The 21,818-nt window shown below is 59.2% G+C and carries 21 protein-coding genes; 9 read left to right on the top strand and 12 right to left on the bottom strand.

Features of this window, described 5'->3' with window-relative positions; all coding sequences use genetic code 11:
* Window positions 1-107 precede the first annotated feature (107 nt).
* From prs to lolB, 3 genes are all read right to left on the bottom strand, one after another.
* Complete coding sequence (gene prs, locus OXR04_RS05720) at window positions 108-1,055, bottom strand: ribose-phosphate diphosphokinase (protein ID WP_009090638.1); 948 nt, start codon at window positions 1,053-1,055, stop codon at window positions 108-110.
* A 136-nt stretch (window positions 1,056-1,191) separates the two neighbouring features.
* Complete coding sequence (gene ispE, locus OXR04_RS05715) at window positions 1,192-2,049, bottom strand: 4-(cytidine 5'-diphospho)-2-C-methyl-D-erythritol kinase (RefSeq protein WP_267369423.1); 858 nt, start codon at window positions 2,047-2,049, stop codon at window positions 1,192-1,194.
* Window positions 2,046-2,669 carry a lipoprotein insertase outer membrane protein LolB gene (gene lolB / locus OXR04_RS05710; RefSeq protein ID WP_009090634.1) on the bottom strand — a complete coding sequence of 208 codons (624 nt, stop codon included), beginning with the start codon at window positions 2,667-2,669 and terminating at the stop codon, window positions 2,046-2,048. Before lolB ends, ispE begins: the two co-directional genes overlap by 4 nt.
* 216 nt (window positions 2,670-2,885) lie before the next feature.
* On the opposite strand from lolB, the gene hemA reads away from it, so the two are divergent.
* From hemA to kdsA, 6 genes are read left to right on the top strand one after another with little or no spacing between them, the layout of a single operon-like run.
* Window positions 2,886-4,142, top strand: a complete 1,257-nt coding sequence (gene hemA / locus OXR04_RS05705) for a glutamyl-tRNA reductase (RefSeq protein WP_009090632.1) — start codon at window positions 2,886-2,888, stop codon at window positions 4,140-4,142.
* Window positions 4,143-4,184: 42 nt separating this feature from the next.
* Window positions 4,185-5,267 carry a peptide chain release factor 1 gene (gene prfA / locus OXR04_RS05700; protein ID WP_154928094.1) on the top strand — a complete coding sequence of 361 codons (1,083 nt, stop codon included), beginning with the start codon at window positions 4,185-4,187 and terminating at the stop codon, window positions 5,265-5,267.
* Complete coding sequence (gene prmC, locus OXR04_RS05695; protein ID WP_046101689.1) at window positions 5,267-6,100, top strand: peptide chain release factor N(5)-glutamine methyltransferase; 834 nt, start codon at window positions 5,267-5,269, stop codon at window positions 6,098-6,100. Before prfA ends, prmC begins: the two co-directional genes overlap by 1 nt.
* A 24-nt stretch (window positions 6,101-6,124) precedes the next feature.
* Window positions 6,125-6,517, top strand: coding sequence for a SirB2 family protein (locus OXR04_RS05690; RefSeq protein WP_009090625.1), 393 nt, complete (start codon window positions 6,125-6,127; stop codon window positions 6,515-6,517).
* Between the two features lies 1 nt (window position 6,518).
* Window positions 6,519-7,328, top strand: a complete 810-nt coding sequence (gene sirB1 / locus OXR04_RS05685) for an invasion regulator SirB1 (RefSeq protein ID WP_009090623.1) — start codon at window positions 6,519-6,521, stop codon at window positions 7,326-7,328.
* A gap of 25 nt (window positions 7,329-7,353) precedes the next feature.
* On the top strand, window positions 7,354-8,208 hold the full coding sequence (gene kdsA / locus OXR04_RS05680; protein WP_167430933.1) for a 3-deoxy-8-phosphooctulonate synthase: 855 nt from the start codon (window positions 7,354-7,356) through the stop codon (window positions 8,206-8,208).
* 60 nt (window positions 8,209-8,268) lie between these two features.
* Here the strand turns inward: kdsA and chaA are convergent, their stop codons facing one another.
* On the bottom strand, window positions 8,269-9,360 hold the full coding sequence (gene chaA, locus OXR04_RS05675) for a sodium-potassium/proton antiporter ChaA (RefSeq protein WP_009090620.1): 1,092 nt from the start codon (window positions 9,358-9,360) through the stop codon (window positions 8,269-8,271).
* 372 nt (window positions 9,361-9,732) lie between these two features.
* Here chaA and chaB point away from each other — a divergent pair, with 372 nt between their 5' ends.
* Both chaB and OXR04_RS05665 read left to right on the top strand, forming a co-directional pair.
* On the top strand, window positions 9,733-9,963 hold the full coding sequence (chaB, locus tag OXR04_RS05670) for a putative cation transport regulator ChaB (RefSeq protein ID WP_009090618.1): 231 nt from the start codon (window positions 9,733-9,735) through the stop codon (window positions 9,961-9,963).
* Window positions 9,964-10,188: 225 nt separating this feature from the next.
* Complete coding sequence (locus OXR04_RS05665) at window positions 10,189-10,863, top strand: gamma-glutamylcyclotransferase (RefSeq protein ID WP_167428348.1); 675 nt, start codon at window positions 10,189-10,191, stop codon at window positions 10,861-10,863.
* A 78-nt stretch (window positions 10,864-10,941) separates the two neighbouring features.
* On the opposite strand, the gene OXR04_RS05660 is transcribed toward OXR04_RS05665, so the two are convergent.
* The 8 genes from OXR04_RS05660 to OXR04_RS05625 form a co-directional block, all read right to left on the bottom strand.
* On the bottom strand, window positions 10,942-12,369 hold the full coding sequence (locus tag OXR04_RS05660) for a serine/threonine-protein kinase (RefSeq protein WP_267369422.1): 1,428 nt from the start codon (window positions 12,367-12,369) through the stop codon (window positions 10,942-10,944).
* A gap of 44 nt (window positions 12,370-12,413) precedes the next feature.
* Complete coding sequence (locus OXR04_RS05655; protein ID WP_009090613.1) at window positions 12,414-13,367, bottom strand: hypothetical protein; 954 nt, start codon at window positions 13,365-13,367, stop codon at window positions 12,414-12,416.
* Window positions 13,368-13,381: 14 nt separating this feature from the next.
* A complete protein-coding gene (locus OXR04_RS05650; protein WP_267369421.1) occupies window positions 13,382-14,158 on the bottom strand; it encodes a PP2C family serine/threonine-protein phosphatase in 777 nt (258 codons plus the stop codon).
* Entirely contained in the window at window positions 14,155-15,291 is a 1,137-nt protein-coding gene (gene tagH / locus OXR04_RS05645; protein ID WP_009090609.1) for a type VI secretion system-associated FHA domain protein TagH, read from the bottom strand. Before tagH ends, OXR04_RS05650 begins: the two co-directional genes overlap by 4 nt.
* Before the next feature lie 36 nt (window positions 15,292-15,327).
* Complete coding sequence (gene tagF, locus OXR04_RS05640) at window positions 15,328-16,026, bottom strand: type VI secretion system-associated protein TagF (protein WP_267369420.1); 699 nt, start codon at window positions 16,024-16,026, stop codon at window positions 15,328-15,330.
* Between the two features lie 13 nt (window positions 16,027-16,039).
* A complete protein-coding gene (gene tssM / locus OXR04_RS05635) occupies window positions 16,040-18,154 on the bottom strand; it encodes a type VI secretion system membrane subunit TssM (protein WP_009090605.1) in 2,115 nt (704 codons plus the stop codon).
* Window positions 18,154-19,371, bottom strand: coding sequence for a type IVB secretion system protein IcmH/DotU (gene icmH, locus OXR04_RS05630; protein ID WP_009090602.1), 1,218 nt, complete (start codon window positions 19,369-19,371; stop codon window positions 18,154-18,156). Before icmH ends, tssM begins: the two co-directional genes overlap by 1 nt.
* 85 nt (window positions 19,372-19,456) lie before the next feature.
* Window positions 19,457-19,948 (bottom strand): SH3 domain-containing protein, encoded by a 492-nt coding sequence (locus OXR04_RS05625; RefSeq protein ID WP_267369419.1) that lies wholly within the window; start codon window positions 19,946-19,948, stop codon window positions 19,457-19,459.
* Between the two features lie 487 nt (window positions 19,949-20,435).
* On the opposite strand from OXR04_RS05625, the gene OXR04_RS05620 reads away from it, so the two are divergent.
* Window positions 20,436-21,650, top strand: coding sequence for a nitrate regulatory protein (locus tag OXR04_RS05620; protein ID WP_267369418.1), 1,215 nt, complete (start codon window positions 20,436-20,438; stop codon window positions 21,648-21,650).
* Window positions 21,651-21,818: the final 168 nt, after the last annotated feature.

Here is a 21,818-nt window from a genome sequence, read left to right as displayed (position 1 = left end):
CGGGGCGAACGGGAAAATTTATCGCGCCAATCTCAGAAAAAGAAGAGAGTTAAGCGGGCAGGAACAGGCATAAAAAAACCGGGCACAGGGCCCGGTTTCCGCGAAGATTAATGCTCGAACATCGCCGAGATGGACTCTTCGTTACTGATGCGGCGAATGGCTTCAGCCAGCATGCCTGAGAGGGTCAGTGTGCGCACGTTCGGCAGCGCCCTGATCTCTTCAGAGAGAGGGATGGTGTCACAGACAATCACCTGATCGAGCACCGATTTACGCAGGTTTTCAACCGCGTTGCCGGAGAAGATTGGGTGGGTTGCATAAGCAAACACGCGTTTGGCACCACGCTCTTTCAGCGCTTCAGCCGCTTTGCACAGCGTGCCGCCGGTGTCGATCATGTCGTCGACCAGCACGCAGTCGCGGCCAGCAACGTCACCAATAATATGCATCACCTGAGAGACGTTCGCGCGCGGGCGACGTTTATCGATGATAGCCATATCGGTGTCGTTCAGCAGTTTAGCGATAGCACGGGCACGCACTACGCCACCAATATCGGGAGAAACAACAATCGGGTTTTCCAGTCCGATCTGCATCATATCTTCCAGCAGGATCGGGCTGCCAAATACGTTATCAACCGGGACGTCGAAGAAGCCCTGGATCTGCTCGGCGTGCAGGTCAACCGTCAGAACACGGTCAACACCGACGCTGGAAAGGAAGTCAGCCACAACTTTAGCGGTGATCGGCACACGCGCAGAGCGCACGCGGCGATCCTGACGGGCATAGCCAAAGTAGGGGATGACTGCGGTAATACGACCAGCAGAAGCACGACGCAGCGCGTCGACCATCACAACCAGTTCCATCAGATTATCGTTGGTGGGGGCACAGGTGGACTGGATGATGAAAATATCACCACCGCGTACATTTTCGTTGATCTGTACGCTCACTTCACCATCGCTGAAACGTCCGACAGCGGCGTCTCCCAGACTGGTGTAAAGGCGGTTGGCAATACGTTGTGCTAGTTCCGGGGTGGCGTTACCAGCAAATAGCTTCATATCAGGCACGAGAAGAACCTCAGGCTTTGCGTCCAGAGAATGAACGACATGACCGTAACCGGCGTGCACGGTCATGGGCGTTCACACGGGTGTGTTGATGCAAAAGGTGCAGTGTCCGGAACGTGGTGACACTGTCACGCTTTTGCTAATCGCCTCGCAGGGTACGCTGTAGCGGCGACACGTTAACGCCCCGGGCTACAAATCCGCGCACCCCATTCGGGGCAAGCTCCAGCACCTGGCGGGCAGCAGACTCGGTGTCAAATTCAGCAAACACACAAGCGCCCGTGCCAGTCAGGCGTGACGGCGCGTATTCTAGCAGCCAGGAAACAAGCTCATCAACCTCGCGAAAACGTTTTCTTACCACTGCTTCACAATCGTTGGCGAAGGGGGAGGCTAAAAGTGTCGATAAACTGCGCGCTGGGGTGTCACGCGTAAGTTCGGGATCGCCGAACACCACCGGCGTGCTGATATGCACGCCAGGGTGCGCAACCAGGTACCATTTTTCAGCCGGGTCGGCAGGCTGAAGCTCTTCGCCCACGCCCTGCGCAAACGCCGCGAAGCCGTGGACAAACACCGGGACATCAGCACCGAGCGTCACACCCATCGCCGCCAGTTCTTCTGTCGAAAAGCCGGTCTGCCACAGATGATTCAGCGCCACCAGCACGGTAGCGGCATCAGACGAGCCGCCGCCAATGCCGCCCCCCATGGGCAGTCTCTTCTCGATAGCAATCTGCGCACCCGCGCTGGCAGAGAGGCGATTGCTCTGCAGCGCCGTCTGTTTCAGCAGGTTCGCGGCGCGCACAATCAGGTTGTCCTCGTCTGCCACACCCGCCAGCGGCGTCAACAGCTGAATGCGACCGCTCTGGTCAGCGTGAATCTGCAGCTCGTCACCATAATCGAGAAACTGAAACAGCGTCTGCAGGTTGTGATAGCCGTCGGGACGACGGCCGGTAATGTAGAGAAAAAGATTCAGTTTTGCCGGGGCGGGCCAGTGGGTGATCATTGAACGGTCCAGCTGTCCATGCGCAGTTTAATCCGCTGGTCACCCTCTTTCAGCTCCAGGCTGGAAGGGAGTGGCGGAGTCACTTTGCTGTCGTAACCGGCGATGGAGACCTGCCAGGTCTGACCGTCGCGGCTGTAGTTCAGGCTGCGCAGCTGATAACTCTCGTTGAGCTGATAGTCGCTGGCATCGCCTGGCAGACCCATCATCCACTGACGCAGGTTAGCCAGCGGGATGTCCATGCCGGTTAGCTGAGAAATCATCTTCTGTGCATCGTTGCTGACGTAACGCTTGCCCTTGTTATCGACAATCTGCACGACCGAGCCCTGCGCATCCAGCTGCAGCTCGGTGCTGCCCAGCGGATTGGTCAGCAGCAGGCGATAGCGGTCAGGCGCGGTCTGCTGCCAGTTGAAGCGGGCATACACTTTCTGTTTGTCGGAGAGGTAGGCAAAGGCGCCGCGGGTCTGATAGTGCGTGACCTTTGAGACCGCCTGCTGATGCTGTTGCCACTGCGGCGCGGTGACGCTGGGGCCCGGACCCTGCGGTTTGTTGACGCTACAGGCCGCCAGCAGCACGCTGGCAAGGGGCAAAAGGCGCAACAGATTGCGTGGTGAAGTAAGCATCAAGTGGTCATCTCCTCGGACACATTTATTATTGGCAACGGATAACGCTAACCGTCACGGTTTTAACCGTCAATGCTGTTATGCAGCAAATTGCGTATGATCGGGTTAATCTTATTACAGTCATAGCCTTTGTATGGCTTTTCTTGATCTGTCGCATCTTGTAGAATGCGCCTCACAAAACCCTGACATTATTGGGACATCCCAACCAAAATCACCATGACGCTGCTCGCTCTCGGAATCAACCACAAGACCGCCCCCATTGCTCTGCGCGAACGTGTTACGTTCGGGCCGGAGACGCTTGAGCAGGCCTTAAACAGCCTGTTGTCACAGCCAATGGTGCAGAGCGGTGTGGTGCTGTCCACCTGTAACCGGACTGAGCTCTACCTGAGTGTAGAGCAGCAGGCCGATTTACAGGCGCGTCTGGTGAGCTGGCTGTGCAATTATCATCAGCTGAATGAAGAGGATGTGCGTAACAGCCTCTACTGGCATCAGGATAATGAGGCGGTCAGCCACCTGATGCGGGTCGCCAGCGGACTCGATTCACTGGTGCTGGGCGAACCCCAGATACTCGGTCAGGTGAAAAAAGCGTTTGCCGACTCCTCACGCGGTCAGGCGCTGAGCAGTGAACTGGAGCGCATGTTCCAGAAAACCTTCTCGGTGGCCAAACGCGTGCGTACGGAAACCGACATCGGTGCCAATGCCGTCTCGGTGGCGTTCGCGGCCTGTACGCTGGCCCGTCAGATCTTTGAATCACTCTCCACCGTCAATGTCATGCTGGTCGGCGCCGGTGAGACCATCGAGCTGGTGGCCCGCCACCTGCGCGAACACCAGGTCAAAAATCTGATCATCGCCAACCGCACCCGCGAGCGCGCCGAAACGCTGGCGTCGGAAGTGGGTGCCGAGGTGATTACCCTGGCGGAGATCGACGCCCGTCTGGCCGAGGCGGACATTATCATCTCCTCCACCGCCAGTCCGTTACCGATTATCGGTAAGGGGATGATGGAGCGCGCCCTGAAAGCGCGTCGTAATAAGCCGATGCTGCTGGTGGATATTGCCGTCCCGCGCGACGTCGAGCCGGAAGTGGGCGATCTGCCTAACGCCTATCTCTACAGCGTGGACGATCTGCAGGCGATTATCGAGCAGAACCTGGCGCAGCGCAAAGCGGCGGCAGTGCAGGCCGAAAGCATCGTGGTGCAGGAAAGCAGCGAATTTATGGCGTGGCTGCGCTCGCAGGGCGCAGTGAACACCATCCGGGAATATCGCTCTCAGGCGGATGAGATCCGCGCTGAGCTGGAAGGCCGTGCGCTGCAGGCGCTGCAGCAGGGCACCGATCCGCAGAAAGTTCTGCAGGAACTGGCGCACAAGCTGACCAACCGTTTAATACATGCCCCAACCAAATCACTTCAGCAGGCCGCCCGCGACGGCGATAATGAACGCTTGCAGATTTTACGCGACAGCCTGGGTCTCGATTAGGCACACTGCTGTCGCCACCTGTTTACGGGAATCCCACATTTAATGAAGACCTCTATAGTTGCCAAGCTGGAAGCCCTGCAGGAGCGCCACGAAGAAGTGGAAGCGATGCTGGGGGATGCTGGCGTGATTGCCGATCAGGAGCGTTTCCGTGCGCTGTCACGCGAATATGCTCAGCTGACCGATGTAACCCGTTGCTTCCGCGACTGGCAGCAGGTGCAGGAAGATATCGAAACCGCGCAGCAGATGCTCGATGACCCCGAAATGCGCGACATGGCGCAGGAGGAGTTACAGGCGGCGCGCGAGAAGGGCGAAACCCTGGAGCAGCAGCTGCAGGTGCTGTTGCTGCCAAAAGATCCCGATGATGAACGCGCCTGTTTCGTTGAAGTGCGCGCCGGTACCGGCGGTGATGAAGCGGCGATCTTCGCGGGCGATCTGTTCCGCATGTACAGCCGCTATGCTGAAGCCCGCCGCTGGCGTGTGGAGATCGTCAGTGCCAACGACGGTGAGCACGGCGGATACAAAGAGGTGATTGCCCGGGTGACCGGAGACGGTGCCTATGGCCGCATGAAATTTGAATCTGGCGGACACCGCGTGCAGCGCGTGCCGGAAACGGAATCGCAGGGTCGTATCCACACCTCGGCCTGTACGGTCGCCGTAATGCCGGAGATCCCGGAAGCGGAACTGCCGGAGATCAATGCCGGCGATCTGAAGATTGACACCTTCCGCTCATCGGGCGCAGGCGGTCAGCACGTCAACACCACCGACTCCGCGATTCGTATTACCCACCTGCCAACCGGCATCGTGGTGGAGTGTCAGGACGAACGTTCACAGCATAAAAACAAAGCCAAAGCGCTGGCCGTGCTGGGCGCGCGCATTCACGCCGCCGAAATGGCCCGCCGTCACGCGGCGGAAGCCAGCACCCGCCGCAACCTGCTGGGCAGTGGCGATCGTTCCGACCGCATCCGTACCTATAACTTCCCGCAGGGGCGCGTGACCGACCACCGCATCAACCTGACCATCTACCGTCTGGATGAAGTGATGGAAGGCAAAATTGACAGCCTGATCGAACCGATTGTGCAGGAGTACCAGGCGGATCAGCTGGCGGCGCTGGCTGGTCAGGATTAATGGATATTCGTCACTGGCTGAAACAGGCGACCGCCACGCTGTGTGGTGGCGACAGCCCGAAGCGTGACGCGGAGATCCTGTTAGGTTTCGTGACCGGTAAATCGCGCAGCTGGCTGATCGCCTTCGATGAGACCGTGCTCACGGAAGCACAGCGCGCGCAGCTGGATAGCCTGCTGGCACGTCGTGCACGGGGCGAACCGGTGGCGCATCTGGTGGGCGAACGGGAGTTCTGGTCGCTGCCGCTGCGCGTCAATGACGCCACGCTGATCCCGCGTCCTGATACTGAACTGCTGGTGGAGCAGGCACTGACGCGTCTGCCTGCCACCCCGGCGGCGATTCTGGATATGGGCACCGGCACCGGGGCGATTGCACTGGCGCTGGCCAGCGAGCGTCCCGACTGTCAGGTGACGGGCGTGGACCGGATTGACGCCGCCGTCGCCCTGGCCCGCACGAATGCGCAGGCGCTTAACCTCACCAATACCACCTTTCTGCTCAGTCACTGGTTTCGCTCCCTGCCGCCGCAGCGGTTTGCGCTCATCGTCAGTAACCCGCCCTATATCGATGCCAGCGACAGTCATCTGGCGCAGGGCGACGTGCGCTTTGAGCCGCGCAGTGCGCTGGTCGCCGACGAAGCGGGGCTGGCCGATCTGCGCACGCTGATCGAGCAGGCCCCCGCCTGGCTGCTGCCGGGAGGCTGGCTGCTGCTGGAACATGGCTGGCAGCAGGGCGAGGCGGTGGCAGCGCTGATGCAGCAAAACGGCTATCAGGCCGTCGAAACCCTTGAAGATTACGGCGGCAACCCGCGCGTGACCCTGGGACAACTTCTTACCTGAAAGCGCTTGAGAAAAGGACGCAGCATGATCGCTTTTTATCCCCTGATTAAAAATCTTCACCTGGTGACGGTCTGGATCACCGTAACGCTGTTTCTGCTGCGTTTTTACTGGCTGCGGCGCGGCTCACCCCTGCTGACGCGGCGCTGGGTCCGCATTCTGCCGCACGTCAATGACACCCTGTTACTGCTGAGCGGCGTCGCGCTGGTGATGATTACTCACTTCTATCCCTTCACACCGCAAGGAAGCTGGCTGACGGAGAAGCTTTTAGCGGTTATCATCTACATCGCCTTAGGATTTGTGGCATTGAGTCGCCGTCCACGCACTGATCGCACCCGCTGGATCGCTTTTCTGGTGGCGTTAATCGCCCTGGTGACCATCATTACGCTGGCGCTGACCAAAATGCCGTTATGGGGATAGCATGACCTCGACCGAACAATTAGATTTCAGCCAGACACCGCTGTGTGAAGCGGTGATTGGCGCAACGCAAGCCATCCGCGCCGATTTTCCGGCGATCTCGGTGGAAGCGCAGCTGGCGGCGTTAGTCGCCGAAGCCCGTGATTATGTCAGCCACACGGAAGATGCCGATCTGCAGCTCGAAAAGCTGCTGGAGCTCTTCTATCGCCAGTGGGGATTTGGCGGTGCCAGCGGTGTCTACAATCTCTCTGATGCGCTGTGGATCGATAACGTTCTGCGGACCCGTCAGGGCACCGCGGTCTCACTGGGCATCATTCTGCTGCACATTGCTGCCGAGCTGGACCTGCCGCTGATGCCGGTGATCTTCCCGACACAGCTGATTCTGCGTGCGGACTGGATTGATGGCGACAAGTGGATGATCAATCCGTTTAACGGGGAAACCCTCGACCGGCACACGCTGGAAGTGTGGCTCAAGGGCAATATCAGCCCGACCGCACGCCTGTATGATGACGATCTCGACGAAGCCAAAACCGTCACCGTGATGCGCAAGATGCTCGATACCCTGAAAGCGGCGCTAATGGAAGAGAAGAAGATGGAGCTGGCGCTGAACGTCAGTCAGGTGCTGCTGCGTATTGATCCTGACGATCCCTATGAGATCCGCGATCGCGGTCTGATTTACGCGCAGCTGGAGTGCGAACATATCGCGCTGAATGATTTAACGTACTTCGTTGAGCAGTGTCCTGAAGACCCGGTCAGCGAAATGATCAAAGTTCAGATTCATGCAATCGAACAAAAACAGGTCACGCTGCACTAAGCGGACCCACTGAAAAGGAAAGGGCATGACACAGAAAGTCGTGAGTATTGGTGATATCAAAGTAGCAAACGATCTGCCGTTTGTGCTGTTTGGCGGGATGAACGTGCTGGAGTCCCGTGACCTGGCGATGCGTATCTGCGAACACTACGTGAACGTCACCGGTAAGCTGGGTATTCCTTACGTATTCAAAGCGTCCTTTGATAAAGCGAACCGTTCCTCGATCCACTCTTACCGTGGCCCGGGCCTGGAAGAGGGAATGAAAATTTTCCAGGAGCTGAAGCAGACGTTCGGTGTGAAGATCATCACCGATGTGCATGAAGCCGCTCAGGCGCAGCCGGTTTCTGAAGTGGTCGATGTGATCCAGCTGCCCGCCTTCCTGGCGCGTCAGACGGATCTGGTGGAAGCGATGGCGAAAACCGGCGCCGTGATCAACGTCAAGAAGCCGCAGTTCGTCAGCCCTGGCCAGATGGGTAACATCGTGGATAAGTTTGCAGAAGGCGGCAACGAGCAGGTTATCCTGTGCGATCGCGGCAGCAACTTCGGCTACGACAACCTGGTTGTGGACATGCTCGGCTTTAACGTGATGAAGAAAGTTACCAAAAACAGCCCGGTCATTTTCGACGTGACCCATGCGCTGCAGACCCGCGATCCGTTTGGTGCGGCATCAGGCGGTCGTCGTGCCCAGGTGGGTGAGCTGGCACGTGCGGGTATGGCGGTCGGCATTGCCGGTCTGTTTATCGAAGCGCATCCGGACCCGGACCACGCCCTGTGTGACGGTCCTTCCGCACTGCCGCTGGATAAGCTGGAGCCATTCCTGGTGCAGATGAAAGCGATTGACGATCTGGTGAAAAGCTTCCCGGAACTCGATACCAGCAAATAAGTCTGCGGTATAAAAAAAGAGCGAGAAATCGCTCTTTTTTTCGCCTGACGTCCGGTACTGTTACAGCATGATGGTCATCAGATAGCCGATAAACAGGGCCAGATGCGCCGCGCCGTTCAGGACATTGGTGCGGCCGGTGGAGAAGGAGATCTGACACAGGATCAGGGACGCCATCATAATCACCATCTGCGGCGGCTCCAGACCAAAAATCAGCTCCTGTCCGGTCAGGGTGGCGATGATGGTCACCGCCGGCACCGTCAGGGAGATGGTCGCCAGCACGGAACCGAAGAAGAGGTTCATGGCGCGCTGCACCTGATTCATCAGCACCGCCTTAATCGCGCCCAGGCCTTCCGGCGAGAGGATCAGCAGGGCCACCAGGAAGCCGGTGAACTGCGCCGGAGCATTCATCTCGGTCAGCAGGCTTTCCAGCGTATTCGCGTTCATCTTGGTCACGGCAATGACCGCAATCAGATGTACGATCAGCCAGACGGTGTGCCAGATGCTGCTGTGCGCCGAGGGTTTACCGTGATGCGGGTCACCATCGTCACTCTCATCCTCATGCTCATAGACGAACAGGCTCTGGTGGGTTTTCGTCTGAATCAGCAGGAAAACGCCATACATCGCCGCTGAAATAGCCGCAATCAGCAGTGCCTGGGTGACAGAGAAATTCCCGCCGGGCAGCGCGTTGGGGAAGACCAGCACCAGAATCGCCAGCGGGAATATCGCGATCAGATACTGTTTCACGCCGGCCAGATTGACGTACTGGGTCGCAAACTTATTGCCCCCCAGCAGCAGCGCAAAGCCCACCAGCCCGCCGGTCACAATCATGACAATCGAATAGAGCGTATCGCGCATCAGCCCCGGCGCCGCATCGCCCGTGGCCATCAGCGCCGAGATCAGGCTCACTTCAAGAATCACCACGGAGAGGCTCAGGATTAGGGAACCATAGGGTTCGCCAAGCCGGTGAGCCAGCACGTCGGCGTGACGCACCACGCTGAACGCGCTGCTCAGGATAGCGACCAGCGCCAGCAGGTTAATCCCGACGACCACCGGAAAAGAGGTCTGCGCACCAAAAAAATAGAGGATACCCAGCGTGATAATGGGAAATATCAGCGAGAATTCCTTGTGACGTGTTTTTTCATGTGAAGGCATTCACCATCCTCTCTGGTTAATGATTGTCCGACGCAGCGCGAACTGCTGTTAGAAATATAATCAGTTTTGGAGCAGGGCGCAGTTTATCTTTTCACCGGCCCGACAGGGAAAAATTTACTGCTTTTTACTAAAATGCAATAAACGATTGAAGCTGCATTAACCTGAAGTTATCCCGAATAATGTAATAATAATCAGTCTGCAACATTCCCGATCAGCCAGACCATCCTGGCATTCTGTGCCTGAAAATCGGCAGTTAATTTGCCTTTGTTACGCCTGTAGTCGGTTTTCAGACTGAAACAGGGATAAGTGACGATTTGAAATTTTGCGCAGTTGCGCCAGGCTTAACAGGAATCCGTCAACAGAGGAGCCGTTATGCCTTACGCCAGCCGAAGCGATTTACCTGACAACGTTAAACACGTTCTGCCCGCCCACGCCCAGGATATCTATCAGCAGGCGTTCAACAGCGCCTGGGATCAGTATAAAGAGGCGGAAGATCGACGCGGCGATGATTCGCGGGAAGAGGTGGCACATAAAGTGGCCTGGTCCGCCGTCAAAAAAGAGTATGAAAAGGGCGATGATGACAAGTGGCATCCGAAGCATTAACCCTGCTGCTTCTCCGCAACGCCTGAGGGCCGGCATCAGCTGGCCCTTTTTTTCGTCTGCGCTATCAGGTTTATCTGGTTTTTTTTAAGCTGCGACCCGCCTCACGCTTGAAACCCCGCGCGAAAATAGATTAATGTCAATTTCATGACCGAAACGCCAGAAGCCTCTGGCGATCAGGTGACAGGAGCTGGTGCGCAGGACGCCGTTGATGTTGAGGAGGTCGCATTGCTTACCCGGGAATTTCTGTTAAAAGCGGATTGTAAAACGTCGTTCGGGGATATCGAAGAGACGCTGCTCTGGAGTTGCGAGCAGCGTGCGGCGTCGCTGGCCGCCACGCTGGCCTGCCGTCCCGATCACAGCCCGGTCTGGATTTTTGGCTATGGCTCGCTGATGTGGAACCCGATCTTTGAGGCGGATGAGGTCGCGTCCGGTTCGCTGGAAGGCTGGCATCGCGCGTTCTGTCTGCGACTGATTGCCGGTCGCGGCACCGCTTCCCATCCCGGCCGCATGCTGGCGCTGAAGCAGGGCGGCAGAACCAGCGGCCTGGCCTTTCGCCTGCCGGAAGCGCGCCTGCATGAAGAGCTGACGCTGCTGTGGAAGCGTGAGATGGTCACCGGCTGCTATCTGCCTACCTGGTGTGAGCTCCAGCTGGATGATGGCCGCAGCGTCACGGCGCTGACCTTTATTATGGACCCGCGTCATCCTTTGTATGAGTCGGACTCCTGTCCGGATGCGGTTGCGCCGTTAATTGCCGTGGCCAGCGGCCCGCTCGGCTCGAATGCGCAGTATCTGTTTGCCCTGGAGGAGGAGCTGACCCGCCGCGGCATGGAGGAGGAGGGGCTGAGCCGACTGGCGCATCAGGTGCGGACATTACAGCAAACCTGCCTGAAACAGGCCTGACACACCGCTTTCCTTCTTAACAGAGAAAGGGCGCATCCTCGTGCGCCCTTTCTCTTTTCTCCTGCAAGCCCGCGAAACTCAGTTACCCGGATTGATCAGCCAGGTGCCGGGCTTATCAATGGTCAGGGACTGAGAGTGGGTCACGCTGCCATTGTGAATATCGATTTTATACTGACCCGCCGCCAGGTTCAGCGCGGCAAAGCCACTGCTGCCGGGTTTGACCTCCACCGGCTGGCCGTTAAGCACCACGCTTTCGCCGCTCTCCAGCTTGAGGTAGACGGTTGCCAGCGCGGCGGGAACGGCGGCCGCTGACGGCGCAGAGGCGGGCGCCTGCGTGACGACCGCTGAGGAGCCTGCCGCTTCCGGCGCGGCGTTGTGACGGTTCGCCAGCCAGACGGCGGCGCCGGTCGCCAGCACTGCCACCGCAGCCAGTGCCAGCAGGGCGGGCGACAGCCGGCGCGTCGTGCGCGGCGTCACCGGTTCAGCCGACGCCGCGGCGTGATTCATGGCCATCACCACCGGCGGCGCGGCCTCGACCGGCTCCTCCACCCGCGCAGCAGGCGGTTCACCGGGAACCGGGAAGCTGTTGACCACGGCTTCCACGTCGCTGACCGGCAGATCAATCAGCGCCGCAAAGGCATCAATCGTCTGCGGGCGATCGCCCGGCTTCATCGCCAGCGCGCAGTCAATCGCATGGAGCAGCGGCAGCGAGTAGCCCTCCGGCTGACGTTCCACCAGCGGCTGATAGTTATCTTCAATACAGCGCACCACGCTGACCGGCGGCGGATTATGGGTAATCAGGCTGTGCAGTACCGCGCCCAGCGCGTAGATGTCGGTCCACGGGCCCTGTTCAACTTCCCCCTCTTCGCTGTACTGCTCAATCGGCGCAAAGCCGGGTTTGAGCATGATTTCCGTTTCATCAGAGAGGTTGCCAATCTCTTTGCGCGCCGAGCCGAAATCGAGCAGCACCGGCAGCTGATTCTCCTGAATCTGGATATTGTCGAGCGAGATATCGCGATGCAGATAGCCCGCCTGATGAATGGTGCTGATCGCCCCCAGCAGCGGAGGCAGCAGGCGGCGTATCCAGGCTTCAGAGATCGACTCCGGGCTGGTGAGCTGCCACTCCTTCAGGGTCATGCCGCTGTAATAGAGCGTGCCCATATAGGCCGTGCCGTTCTGCTCCCAGAAGCGCAGCACGTGCAGCAGGCCCGGATGGTTAAAGCGGGCCAGCAGGCGCGCTTCCTGAATAAAGCTGTTCAGACCGGCATTAAAGAGCTTCTGAAAACGCTCACCGCGCAATTCCAGGGTGAGATCCGCAGCACGGACGGCCAGCGACACCGGCATATACTCTTTAATGGCGATGGTGCGTTCAAGCTGATGATCCCAGGCGCGATAGACGATGCCGAAGCCGCCGCCGCCAATCACTTCCTTGATCTCAAACTCGTTAAAACGGTATCCGTCAGGCAGGGCATTCGGAATGGTTTTCGGATTTTCATTTGCCGACATAGTGAACTCTCTGTACACGGCCTGCTCGCCAGGCTGCGCGGTAATTAATTGATGTTACGCCAGGCACCAATGGCAGGATCAACCAGATCCGCGTGCAGGGTGTCGATGAGTAACACATTCACTTTTTGCTGTGGCATGAAATAGGGCGCCCACTGGCTGCGCAAGGTATCGACCCGCGATTTCACAGCGTCAGCACTCTGCTGCGCAGCATTCTTATCCATTTTGATTAACAGGGCCCCGTTGAAGCGCCAGACGTGATGCTGGTCATCAAAGGGCAGCACCAGCCAGCTCTCTGCGGCATCCGCCCGGGTCACGATCATGCGCTGATTATTGGCGGCAATCACTTCCAGCCGGCTGTCCGGGATCGTCAGGTTGGCGATGGGATAGCCCTGATAGAAGGTGACGGCGACCGGCGTCTTCTGATCCGGTGTAACCAGCGTCATCTCACTTTTGCCTTCTGCCCAGCCATCCGGCGAGCACTGCTGCTTGCTGACGTCCGGGATAAACAGGGTGTGAGCATGTTCATCCCAGGCGGTACGAAAATGACAGCCGCTGGGCAGATCAAAGTGTTGCAGCGGCGTGCTGTCAGCCGGCCGCGACAGGTCCAGCGGCGCGGCGTTGCTCTCACTGGCGCTGGCGGTGGCATCAGCCATCACGATAGGCCGCCAGTTCTGCAGCTTGCTGGCGCTGCCGCTGGCCAGCACGCTTCCCTCTTTACTGGTCATCTGCCAGGGCAGCACATCCAGCAGGCCGCACTGGTTGGCGAGCAGGGTGCCGACGCGCGGCAAAAAGGTGGTCAGCACCGCCGAATCCTTACTCTTGCCAGAGACGATGCGCAGCGGCAGCGTCTCTTTACACCAGTCGTCAGGCGCTTTGCTGACCACATCATCGATATAAACCTCAAGCTCCAGGCTGGGGGAGTAGACCACACGATAATTTTCAGCCTGGGCGTGAAAGGCAATCAGCAGAGTGATGATGCCGGGCAACCACAGTTTCATAAGGATCCTTGGAATCAAAAACGAGGCGGCAGAAAGCGCGCCGAATCAGCCAGTGAATAGAGCAGCGTGGCCTCTTCCGGCTCACCAATCCAGACCGCCAGTGCGCTGAGATTATCTTTTTTAACGTTGCGGCTGACCGCCTGCTCCATCAGCGCCAGCCACTCTTCGCAGGCATTCACCATGCGCAGCGCCTGTTCCATTTCGCCGGTGGTCAGATTCAGCCAGAAACCGTCGGTACAGACCAGAAAGGCGTCACCATCCTCCAGCGCCATCTCCTGTGAAATGCTCACTAAGCGAGGCGGCTCAGCACCGAGCGCATTATAAAGTAAATTACTGTTAATGCCGGTATTTTCATAGCCTGCTTCTTTCAGCTGCTGCGCCAGACTGTGGTCACGGGTCACCTCGTTGAGCACCCCCCGGCGGAAGTGGTAAACCCGGCTGTCACCCGCATGGGCCCACCATGCACGCTGTTTTTTACGGTCAATAAACAGGGCCGCCAGCGTGGTGCTCATGCGTGAAAATTTCGGATTTTTACCCTGTGCCTCATGCAGCGCCAGACGGCACTGCTCAATCGCCTGATGGGTGATTTCCGGGGTAAAGGCGTCGTACGCCTGCAACTGACTCAGCAGGGTGTCGCGCACCAGCTGAGCCGCTATCTCGCCGCCCGGCAGACCGGCGACGCCATCGCACACCACAAAACAGGCTTTATGGTCATCCAGTTCAGCGCCGGTGCGATCCTGATTCTCATCGCGGAGTCCCTGCTGGCAGCGACTGGCAAACACAATCTTCATGCTTCATCTACCCGCGTCTGAGAATCTTTATACTGGTTAACTTCCATGTCATAAGCATGAAGAAACGCTTCGCCAAACAGCGTATGGAAATCATCCTCGATTTCCCCGGCGGTGCGCTGATAGTTACGGGTAAAGTAGTCCCACAGCGCCGCTTTCTTCACGGTGGAGAAGGGCAGTTTAGAGACCACACCGTCGGCGCGCGCCTGCTCCTCCAGCCGCTGCGGATTGAAGGATTGCAGCATCGCGGCGATGATGGCGCGGATGCCGGCAATCATGCCCAGCTGGTGGGCCTGCAGATCGACCAGCGCATCGCGCACCGCCTGTTCCGGCGGCATAAAGCCCGGCATCTGGCTCTGATACATCTGCATCAGCACGGTCTTCCCGGAGGGCAGGATCTTAAACGGGTTGTTGGCCTCGTTGAGGATCATCGTCATGTCTGCCTTCACGCCGCGCTTGAGAATGGAGCGTGAGGAGAGCAGCGCGACCGTGCCCTGCGAGAAGAGGCTCAGCATCCGGCCCGTAATCCGCATCTGCTCTTCATCAATCGGCGTGGCGTGCCCGTTGCTCAGACCCATACCGTCCAGCAGCGCGGCGATGAGCCGATCCTGATCCACCGGCTGGGCTGTCAGCGTGCGGCGTGGCTCACTCGCCTGCGGGTCGATGGCCAGCCGCGCATCGCTGTGGCGTTCGTGGCGGGCGGGCGCCGCCTCGCTGACCAGCAGCCGCGCCTCAATGTCGTGATGTTCGTGAATGCCGAGCGGATTGGCGGGCTGTGCACTGTCACCGGCAAACAGCGCCAGCGGATCGCTCTGGGCGGCGTGGCAGGCAGGGTCGCGCACTTCCAGCGCATAGTCGCCGATCCGCAGCGCATCGCCATGTTTCAGCAGCACCTGCATGCCGCGTCCCAGGGTAATGCCGTTGTGCTCCACTGGCGTCACGCTGCCCTGATTGGTCAGGCGACACTCGCCCTCCTGCGACAGATGAACCAGCGCCTGCAGACGCGAAATGGCGCGCGTCTCATCGGGCAGCACCAGATCATTATCCTGACTGCGGCCAATGGTGCCGCCAGGCGGCTGAAACGCGACGCTTTTGACCGGAACATCCGTAGTGCACTGCACAATGGTAAATTGCATGAGTTATCCCAGATTAAACGGCAAACGCATCCGGCCTCATTCGAACATCGGCGGATAGAGGCCATTACGTCCCGGCTGTGAACCTGCCGCCGGGTTGAACAGTAACGAAAACAGTTGCGCGGTGAGGTTGCCGCTATGCTTGTGGGTCGCATGCACAAACCCGTCACTGCGATTACTCCACCAGTAGCTCATATGCTGCTGCGGGTCGAAGCGCTCCGCCACTTCACGCCAGCTTAGCGTGCAGGGCAGGTCCTGAAAACCGATCACATCCATGATTTCAGACGGCTTGCGGGCGGGCACCATCAGCGGGGGCAGCGCCTGAATCGCCTGCTCCAGCTGCTCGCCGTTCAGCGGCGTCTGCACCGCCCGTAACAGCGTGGCGCCCAGATCCTGAAACCAGTCACCGGAGATCCGCAGCTGCGCCGGATGCCACTGCGCCAGCGGAAAACTGTGCAGGGCCAGCAGCGGCCAGGCGCGTCCGACGCGGTCACAGGAGGGCAGCAGGCAGCCCATCTGTATCTGTGGCCGGGTGGCCGTCACCGGCAGAACAAAGTTCCACACCGGCGCGTGGAGAAAATTCGCGCTGATCGCATACGCCTGCTGATGCCAGTGCATCAGTCCCTGCTGAAACCAGTGATTCCAGGGGCTAATCTGCTGTTCGCTCAGTCGATGGTGCAGAAAGTCACCGGTCGACGGCAGCTTGCCATACCAGCCGGGGGCCGTGTAAGCAGCCATGTTTACCTCACCATTACTCGCTATGCGAGGAAAATTGCGGGGCAGCGTGCCGGGGCGTCGCCGCCAGCACCGGGCCCGACTGGCCCGCAATGTTCAGATTTTCCGCCAGTTTACGCATCATCAGGGCATTGTCGCGGGCATAGGGCGACGACTGAATCTGCTGATCCAGCAGCTGGCTCAGGTGCCAGTCGAGCTGCTGAAGGTCGCGGGCGCTGACCGAATCGGGCAGCGAGCGCTGTAAGTTCTGCAGCAGCCAGGCCCGTAAAAATTCGCCATCATAATTACGCGGCTGATAGAGCATCTGATAAGCGCGCAGCGCATTGCGGCTGTAGGCGTTATCGTCACCCGGATCGTTGCGCAGGATATTGGTGATCTGCTGGGCCACGCGCGGCAGCAGCAGCGACTTGAGTGCATTCTGATACAGCACCCAGGCCGCATCGCTCACCTGACTCCCGCGATATAAGCCCGCCCGCATAGTAAGCGGTGGATTATCGAGAGAAAAACGCGGCGAGAGCGGCAGCTTCACCAGGTTATTCAGAAAGGGTAGCAGATCAAAAATATTATCTGCAGGCTGATGAATGACCTGCTGACTCTGCGACCGGATGGCCGGCACCCGTGCCGCCACCTCCTGCAGATAGTGCTGATTCTGATAGTAGCTGAGGCACCACAGGCTGGAGGCGATCAACAGCGCGCCCGCCAGCACACCGTAGCCAATCCAGTGGAACAGCTGATTGCGGTACTCCCAGCGGCGATTGCTGCCCGCCAGGCCGCTCTCTTTAAAAATCAGATCGCTCAGCAGATCGCGGATAAAGAAGCTCTGGCCTTTGTTGCCGGGGATGGGGCGGCTGCGGTTAACGCTGTCCCACGCCGCGATGGAGTGATCGCCCGCCTGGCGCAACTGCAGCTTACGGCTCAGTTCACCCATCACCCGATCAAAGGGCAGCCCCTCCTGGGTGCCGCTGGTGAAGAAGAGGCCACGCGGACTCCAGGCCACCGCATCCTGATGGTCAGAAAAGACGATATCCAGATATTCGTTCAGCAGCGGACGCAGTGAAGCGAACTCCTGCGGGAAGAGGAAACACTCCGCGCGCTGGTTCAGGTCGCGCTCCTGGGTCATCTGATCCGCCAGCTGCTGCTGAAGCTGCTGCTCCAGCCGCTGAAACTGCTGACCAAAGTGGTGATGCCAGTCACTCTTTGGCGATTTGCCCGGTTCACGGTTAAACGTGAAGCCCCAGATGGCGTCACGCCGCGCCTTATCCATCGAGCCAAAATAGCTCATAAAGCCTTTCAGCAGGTCGGTTTTGGTCACCATCACATAGACCGGGAAATGAATGCCGGTCTGCTGATGCAGTTCCGCCATGCGCTCACGCAGGGCACTTGCCTGAGCGAAACGCGCCTCGGCTGAGTCACTCAGCAGGTCGGCGACGCTGATGGTCATGATGACGCCGTTAATCGGCTGGCGGGTGCGGTAGCGTTTGAGCAGATTGATAAAACTGTGCCACTCCGCGGCGTCGCGCACGCGCTGGCTCTCCTGCAGCGCATAGCGACCGGCGGTATCAATCAGCACGGCGCTGTCGGTAAACCACCAGTCACAGTTGCGGGTGCCGCCGACGCCGCGAATGGCATTTTTTCCCAGCGTGTCGGTCAGCGGAAAGTCCAGCCCCGCATTCAGCAGCGCGGTGGTCTTACCGGCACCGGGGGCCCCCATCACCAGATACCAGGGAAGCTGATAGAGGTAGCTGGCGTTAACGCGCGCCAGCCAGCCGCCACTGTGGCGGCGGCCAAACTGCGTGCGTTTCAGCTGCATCACGGCTTCACTGAAGCGCTGATTAAGCCGCTCTTCGGTCATCTGACGCTCGGCCGGATCTTCATTGTCGGCCAGCTGGAGCTGGGTCAGCAGGCGGCTGTTAAACCAGGCGCGATAGAGTGACGGGATCAGCTGGAACAGGATCCAGAGAAAAAAGAGTGCGCCGACGGTGAGCTGGCGCGGCAGCGCCGGTTCCAGAGGACGTGACTCGTCCCATGTCCAGAACGGGCCCAGCATCCAGACCAGGCAGCTCAGCGCCGTGACGCCGATAAAACTCCACAGCAGGCGGTGGGTTAACAACAGACGAAGTGAGGCGCGCATTATCGGGCTCCCTGGTGATTACTGAGCGTTTCAGGCGCGGCAAAAAGGGTGATCTCTACGCGGCGGTTGCGGGTCCGGTTTTCGCTGCTGTCGTTGGGCAGCAGCGGGTCGCTGTCGCCGCGGCCTTCAGAACGAACCGTATGGCCGTCAGCCAGCTGCACCTGCAGAAGCTGGGTGATGGCGCGGGCGCGGGCAAATGAGAACTCGTAGCTGGAGGCAAAGCGGCTGTTATCCACCGGATGATCGTCGGTAAACACCGACACCAGAATGGTGCCTTTGACATCATTCATCGCGGTTGAAACACGAGCCAGCAGCGCCCGGCCTACCGGATTGATGACCGTACCCTGCTGGGCAAACAGTTTATCCGCCGGGATAATCACTTTACTGCCAAAGGCGCCGTCGCTGACTTCGAGCTGACCGGCCGCGATGACATCGTTCAGGCGCTGACGCAGATCGAGCAGCGCCTGCGGCGAAGAGGGGCGGCGTCCGGCGGTGATCTGTGGCAGCGGCGTCTGATAAATGGTGCGCAGCAGCGGCTCTGCCGCATTGCCGAGTCGCCAGTTCAGGCCACTGTAGATCAGACAGCCGACCAGCGCGACCAGCATGGCGCAAGCCCAGAGCGGCACCATCGGGCGGGCGAGGGTGCTCACCAGCGGATGCACCTCCACCAGCGGCGGTTGCGGGGATTCGCGCTGCGCGCGGGTTTCATCTATCAGGGTTTTCAGGCGCTTACGGATGCCGTCGCACTGGGTTCGGCCATTTTCGCTGCCGCGATAGCGCCCCTCATAGCCCAGCAGCAGGCAGTAGTGAACCACCTCCAGCAGCCAGAGGTGCTGTTGCGGGCTCTGCGAAATGCGTGACAGCAGCTGAAAAAATTTCTCGCCGCCCCAGCTTTCATTATGAAAGGTGACCAGCATGCCGTTGCCCGACCAGACGCCGCGGGTGCCCCAGGGGGTCTGGGCTGCCGCTTCATCCAGCGCGCTGCAGATGCAGTAACGCGCGCCGATAATCATCTCAAACGGCAGTCCGGCCTGTTTGCAGCGCTGTTCGAACTGACGGATTTCATCGATCAGAGACTGACGCAGCCCGGCAGGGTCGTCATGGGTGGCTGCCTGACGAATCTGCACCACCGCGTTCAGCAGGGGGGCTGCAGCCTGAAGTAACAGATTCTCATTGCCTGAGGGGGACGCCTCACGCGCAGGGGATTCCACAGTCATTACAGTGTGATCTTCCAGCTAATGGCAAATGCCTGTGCCCGCAGCACGGGACGGTGCTGCGGGCAATATGCGCCGGATTTCATAGTCAGTCTAAGATCCAGGTCGCGGTATCGTTAGTGCGGCAGGCTTTGCTGGCGCCGCCGACGGCCACACAGACCTGTTTCGCTTTGCGGGGACGGGGGCGATCGCTCTGCACGGTGGCGTCGTAACGACTGCTCTCCACGCCCGCTTTCAGTGGGACGTAACCGATTAACGGGCCATCAGCCTGGTCAGCAATCGCCAGCCAGCTGTGTTCTACATTGCCTAATACTTCAAACGGTTTACCCGTTTCGAGATAGCGAACCACCTTGCCGCCGTAGTCGGGTGAGGTCATCACGGAGGCGCCATAAAGCGCACGCCAGGTCTGATGGACCGGCTCAAAGGCAGTGGGTGCCGCGACAGCGTGTCGATGGACCAGTTTGACGCCGTTAATTTCGCTGGTGACCAGCGTATCGTCAGTGACGGGCGGCGGCGGGGCCTTACAGCCTGCCAGGGTAAGTACCGCCAGCAGCGTTAACGCAAGACTCTTTTTCACCATGTTCCTCGTGATCTCATCAAAGTATCTGCATATTGCCAGGCCCGATGCAGAAAACGCTGATTCAGGCGCCGCATCGTGCTGAAAGTCTGTTTGTTAAAAAACGGTCAGATTACATCGGGATAGTAACGCGTTTAGTCTACCTAAGACTTTTGAGATTTCAAACCATTGCGCCTGCTGCCGATGCGTGATAGCGGGCGGTTCCGGGGCGTGATACGCCCTGAAAAAAGCCGCGAATAAAGTGATAGTTAAAGCGAACTGAATGATCGCACAGACAAACTGATTGATAACGTGGCTTCCCATTCTGACACGCAATGGGTTCGATGGGAAACTATTAAGTATCACTAACCTTTTGTTGCCGGAAAATTTTCCCGGCGCAGGAAAAGAATCTTTTCAAAATCAGAATTTCCGGGGCGGTTTATGCCGCTTTTTTTCGGAAAGCGGCACGCCTTTTGCTTCAGAAGGATTTTACGGCGCGGAGAGATGAAAAATGGCTGACGCCCTGGCCTGGCTGCAGGCTTCACGTGAGAGCGATATCGCCAGCCTGCAGCGGCTGCTTCAGACCGGCGAGCTGATGGCCGCCGTCAGCGAACTGGTTCATCGGCTGCAGCGGGAACGCGGCGCCACTAACCTCTGGCTCTGTTCGGACGGTGCGCTGTTCTGCGCAGAGCGAGGCGCCCGTCAGCAGGCGGTGAGTGAGGCGCTGCAGCACTTTTATCAGGCCCTTCCGCCCGCCGTGGCCCAGCCTGGCTTCAGCCGCTTCTGCAACCTGATTGCCACCGCCCTGCAGGCGCTGGAGGGGTTACCCGCGCTGCGTCAGCAGATCAGCCAGCGTGAACGTGAGCAGGCCGCCGCGATGGCCGCCTTTAATCAGGTGATCCGCACCTTACTGAATCTGGTGTTTGAGGCGGCTGACACCGCCAGCCATCCCGACATCTCCCGCGCGCTGATCGCCCTGTTCAGTTTTATGCAGGGCAAAGAGCTGGCCGGGCAGGAGCGGGCTATCGGTTCTGCCGGTTTTGCGGCGCGACAGTTTACCGACGGGCAGCGCAGCCAGATGGTGGCGCTGATTGCGGCGCAGGAGCAGAGTTTTACCACTTTCCGGCAGTTTGCCGACAGCACCGCCTGTGAACGCTGGCAGCCGCTGGCCCAGGCCAGCCGGGACATCGAACGTCTGCGGCGTATCGCCTGCACCGGTGGCCCCTGTGAGGAGAACGGTGCACTGCACTGGTTTTCTCTGCTCTCAGAGCGGCTGGATCAGATGAAAACGCTGGAGGATGCCCTGACGGCCACGCTGATGCAGCGCTGTCGCGCGGCCATCGACCAGGCGCAGCAGCAGGCGACAGGGCAGGTTGTCCAGGGGGAGAGCACCTTTGCGCTCTATGTTTCCGGCGCTGACTGGCTGCCCGGCGCGGCGGCGCTCGACAGTGACGGACTGGCACCCCAGCTCGGGCGCTCGGTGCTGTCGCTGATTAGCGAGCAGTCGCAGCGTCTGCAGCAGCAGGCGGATGAGCTGGCATCGATGCGTGCCTCCCTCGACGAGCGGCGGGTGGTCGATCAGGCCAAACACTGGCTGATGCAGCAGCAGGGTTTCAGCGAAGAGGCCGCGTGGCAGGCGCTGCGCAAAAGTGCCATGAATCAGAACAGGCGGATCGTGGAGATCGCGCAGGCGGTGCTGGCGGTCGCCGCGACGCTGCGCAGCTAACCCGGAAGAGGTAGCTGCACAACCGCCGTGCGCAACCTGCGTCACAAACGTGCAAAAACGGTCAGATTTTCAGCAGAGGGAGGCCGGTGAACCGCCATTGACGGCGTTGAAAAAACTGGCACACCCTTTGCTTTAACCTTACAGAGAGTATGCATTGCGCCCGCCAAT

It is taken from the genome of Pantoea sp. GM_Pan_3, assembly GCF_026541045.1.
Classification (GTDB): domain Bacteria; phylum Pseudomonadota; class Gammaproteobacteria; order Enterobacterales; family Enterobacteriaceae; genus Pantoea; species Pantoea anthophila.
This window is presented reverse-complemented; position numbering and strand designations above follow the sequence as displayed.

Coding starts and splice junctions, on each gene's coding strand:
- ispE (WP_267369423.1), bottom strand. CDS start 2,049: ATGATCACCCACTGGCCCGCCCCGGCAAAACTGAATCTTTTTCTCTAC.
- lolB (WP_009090634.1), bottom strand. CDS start 2,669: ATGCTTACTTCACCACGCAATCTGTTGCGCCTTTTGCCCCTTGCCAGC.
- hemA (WP_009090632.1), top strand. CDS start 2,886: ATGACGCTGCTCGCTCTCGGAATCAACCACAAGACCGCCCCCATTGCT.
- prfA (WP_154928094.1), top strand. CDS start 4,185: ATGAAGACCTCTATAGTTGCCAAGCTGGAAGCCCTGCAGGAGCGCCAC.
- prmC (WP_046101689.1), top strand. CDS start 5,267: ATGGATATTCGTCACTGGCTGAAACAGGCGACCGCCACGCTGTGTGGT.
- OXR04_RS05690 (WP_009090625.1), top strand. CDS start 6,125: ATGATCGCTTTTTATCCCCTGATTAAAAATCTTCACCTGGTGACGGTC.
- sirB1 (WP_009090623.1), top strand. CDS start 6,519: ATGACCTCGACCGAACAATTAGATTTCAGCCAGACACCGCTGTGTGAA.
- kdsA (WP_167430933.1), top strand. CDS start 7,354: ATGACACAGAAAGTCGTGAGTATTGGTGATATCAAAGTAGCAAACGAT.
- chaA (WP_009090620.1), bottom strand. CDS start 9,360: ATGCCTTCACATGAAAAAACACGTCACAAGGAATTCTCGCTGATATTT.
- chaB (WP_009090618.1), top strand. CDS start 9,733: ATGCCTTACGCCAGCCGAAGCGATTTACCTGACAACGTTAAACACGTT.
- OXR04_RS05660 (WP_267369422.1), bottom strand. CDS start 12,369: ATGTCGGCAAATGAAAATCCGAAAACCATTCCGAATGCCCTGCCTGAC.
- OXR04_RS05655 (WP_009090613.1), bottom strand. CDS start 13,367: ATGAAACTGTGGTTGCCCGGCATCATCACTCTGCTGATTGCCTTTCAC.
- OXR04_RS05650 (WP_267369421.1), bottom strand. CDS start 14,158: ATGAAGATTGTGTTTGCCAGTCGCTGCCAGCAGGGACTCCGCGATGAG.
- tagH (WP_009090609.1), bottom strand. CDS start 15,291: ATGCAATTTACCATTGTGCAGTGCACTACGGATGTTCCGGTCAAAAGC.
- tagF (WP_267369420.1), bottom strand. CDS start 16,026: ATGGCTGCTTACACGGCCCCCGGCTGGTATGGCAAGCTGCCGTCGACC.
- tssM (WP_009090605.1), bottom strand. CDS start 18,154: ATGCGCGCCTCACTTCGTCTGTTGTTAACCCACCGCCTGCTGTGGAGT.
- icmH (WP_009090602.1), bottom strand. CDS start 19,371: ATGACTGTGGAATCCCCTGCGCGTGAGGCGTCCCCCTCAGGCAATGAG.
- OXR04_RS05625 (WP_267369419.1), bottom strand. CDS start 19,948: ATGGTGAAAAAGAGTCTTGCGTTAACGCTGCTGGCGGTACTTACCCTG.
- OXR04_RS05620 (WP_267369418.1), top strand. CDS start 20,436: ATGGCTGACGCCCTGGCCTGGCTGCAGGCTTCACGTGAGAGCGATATC.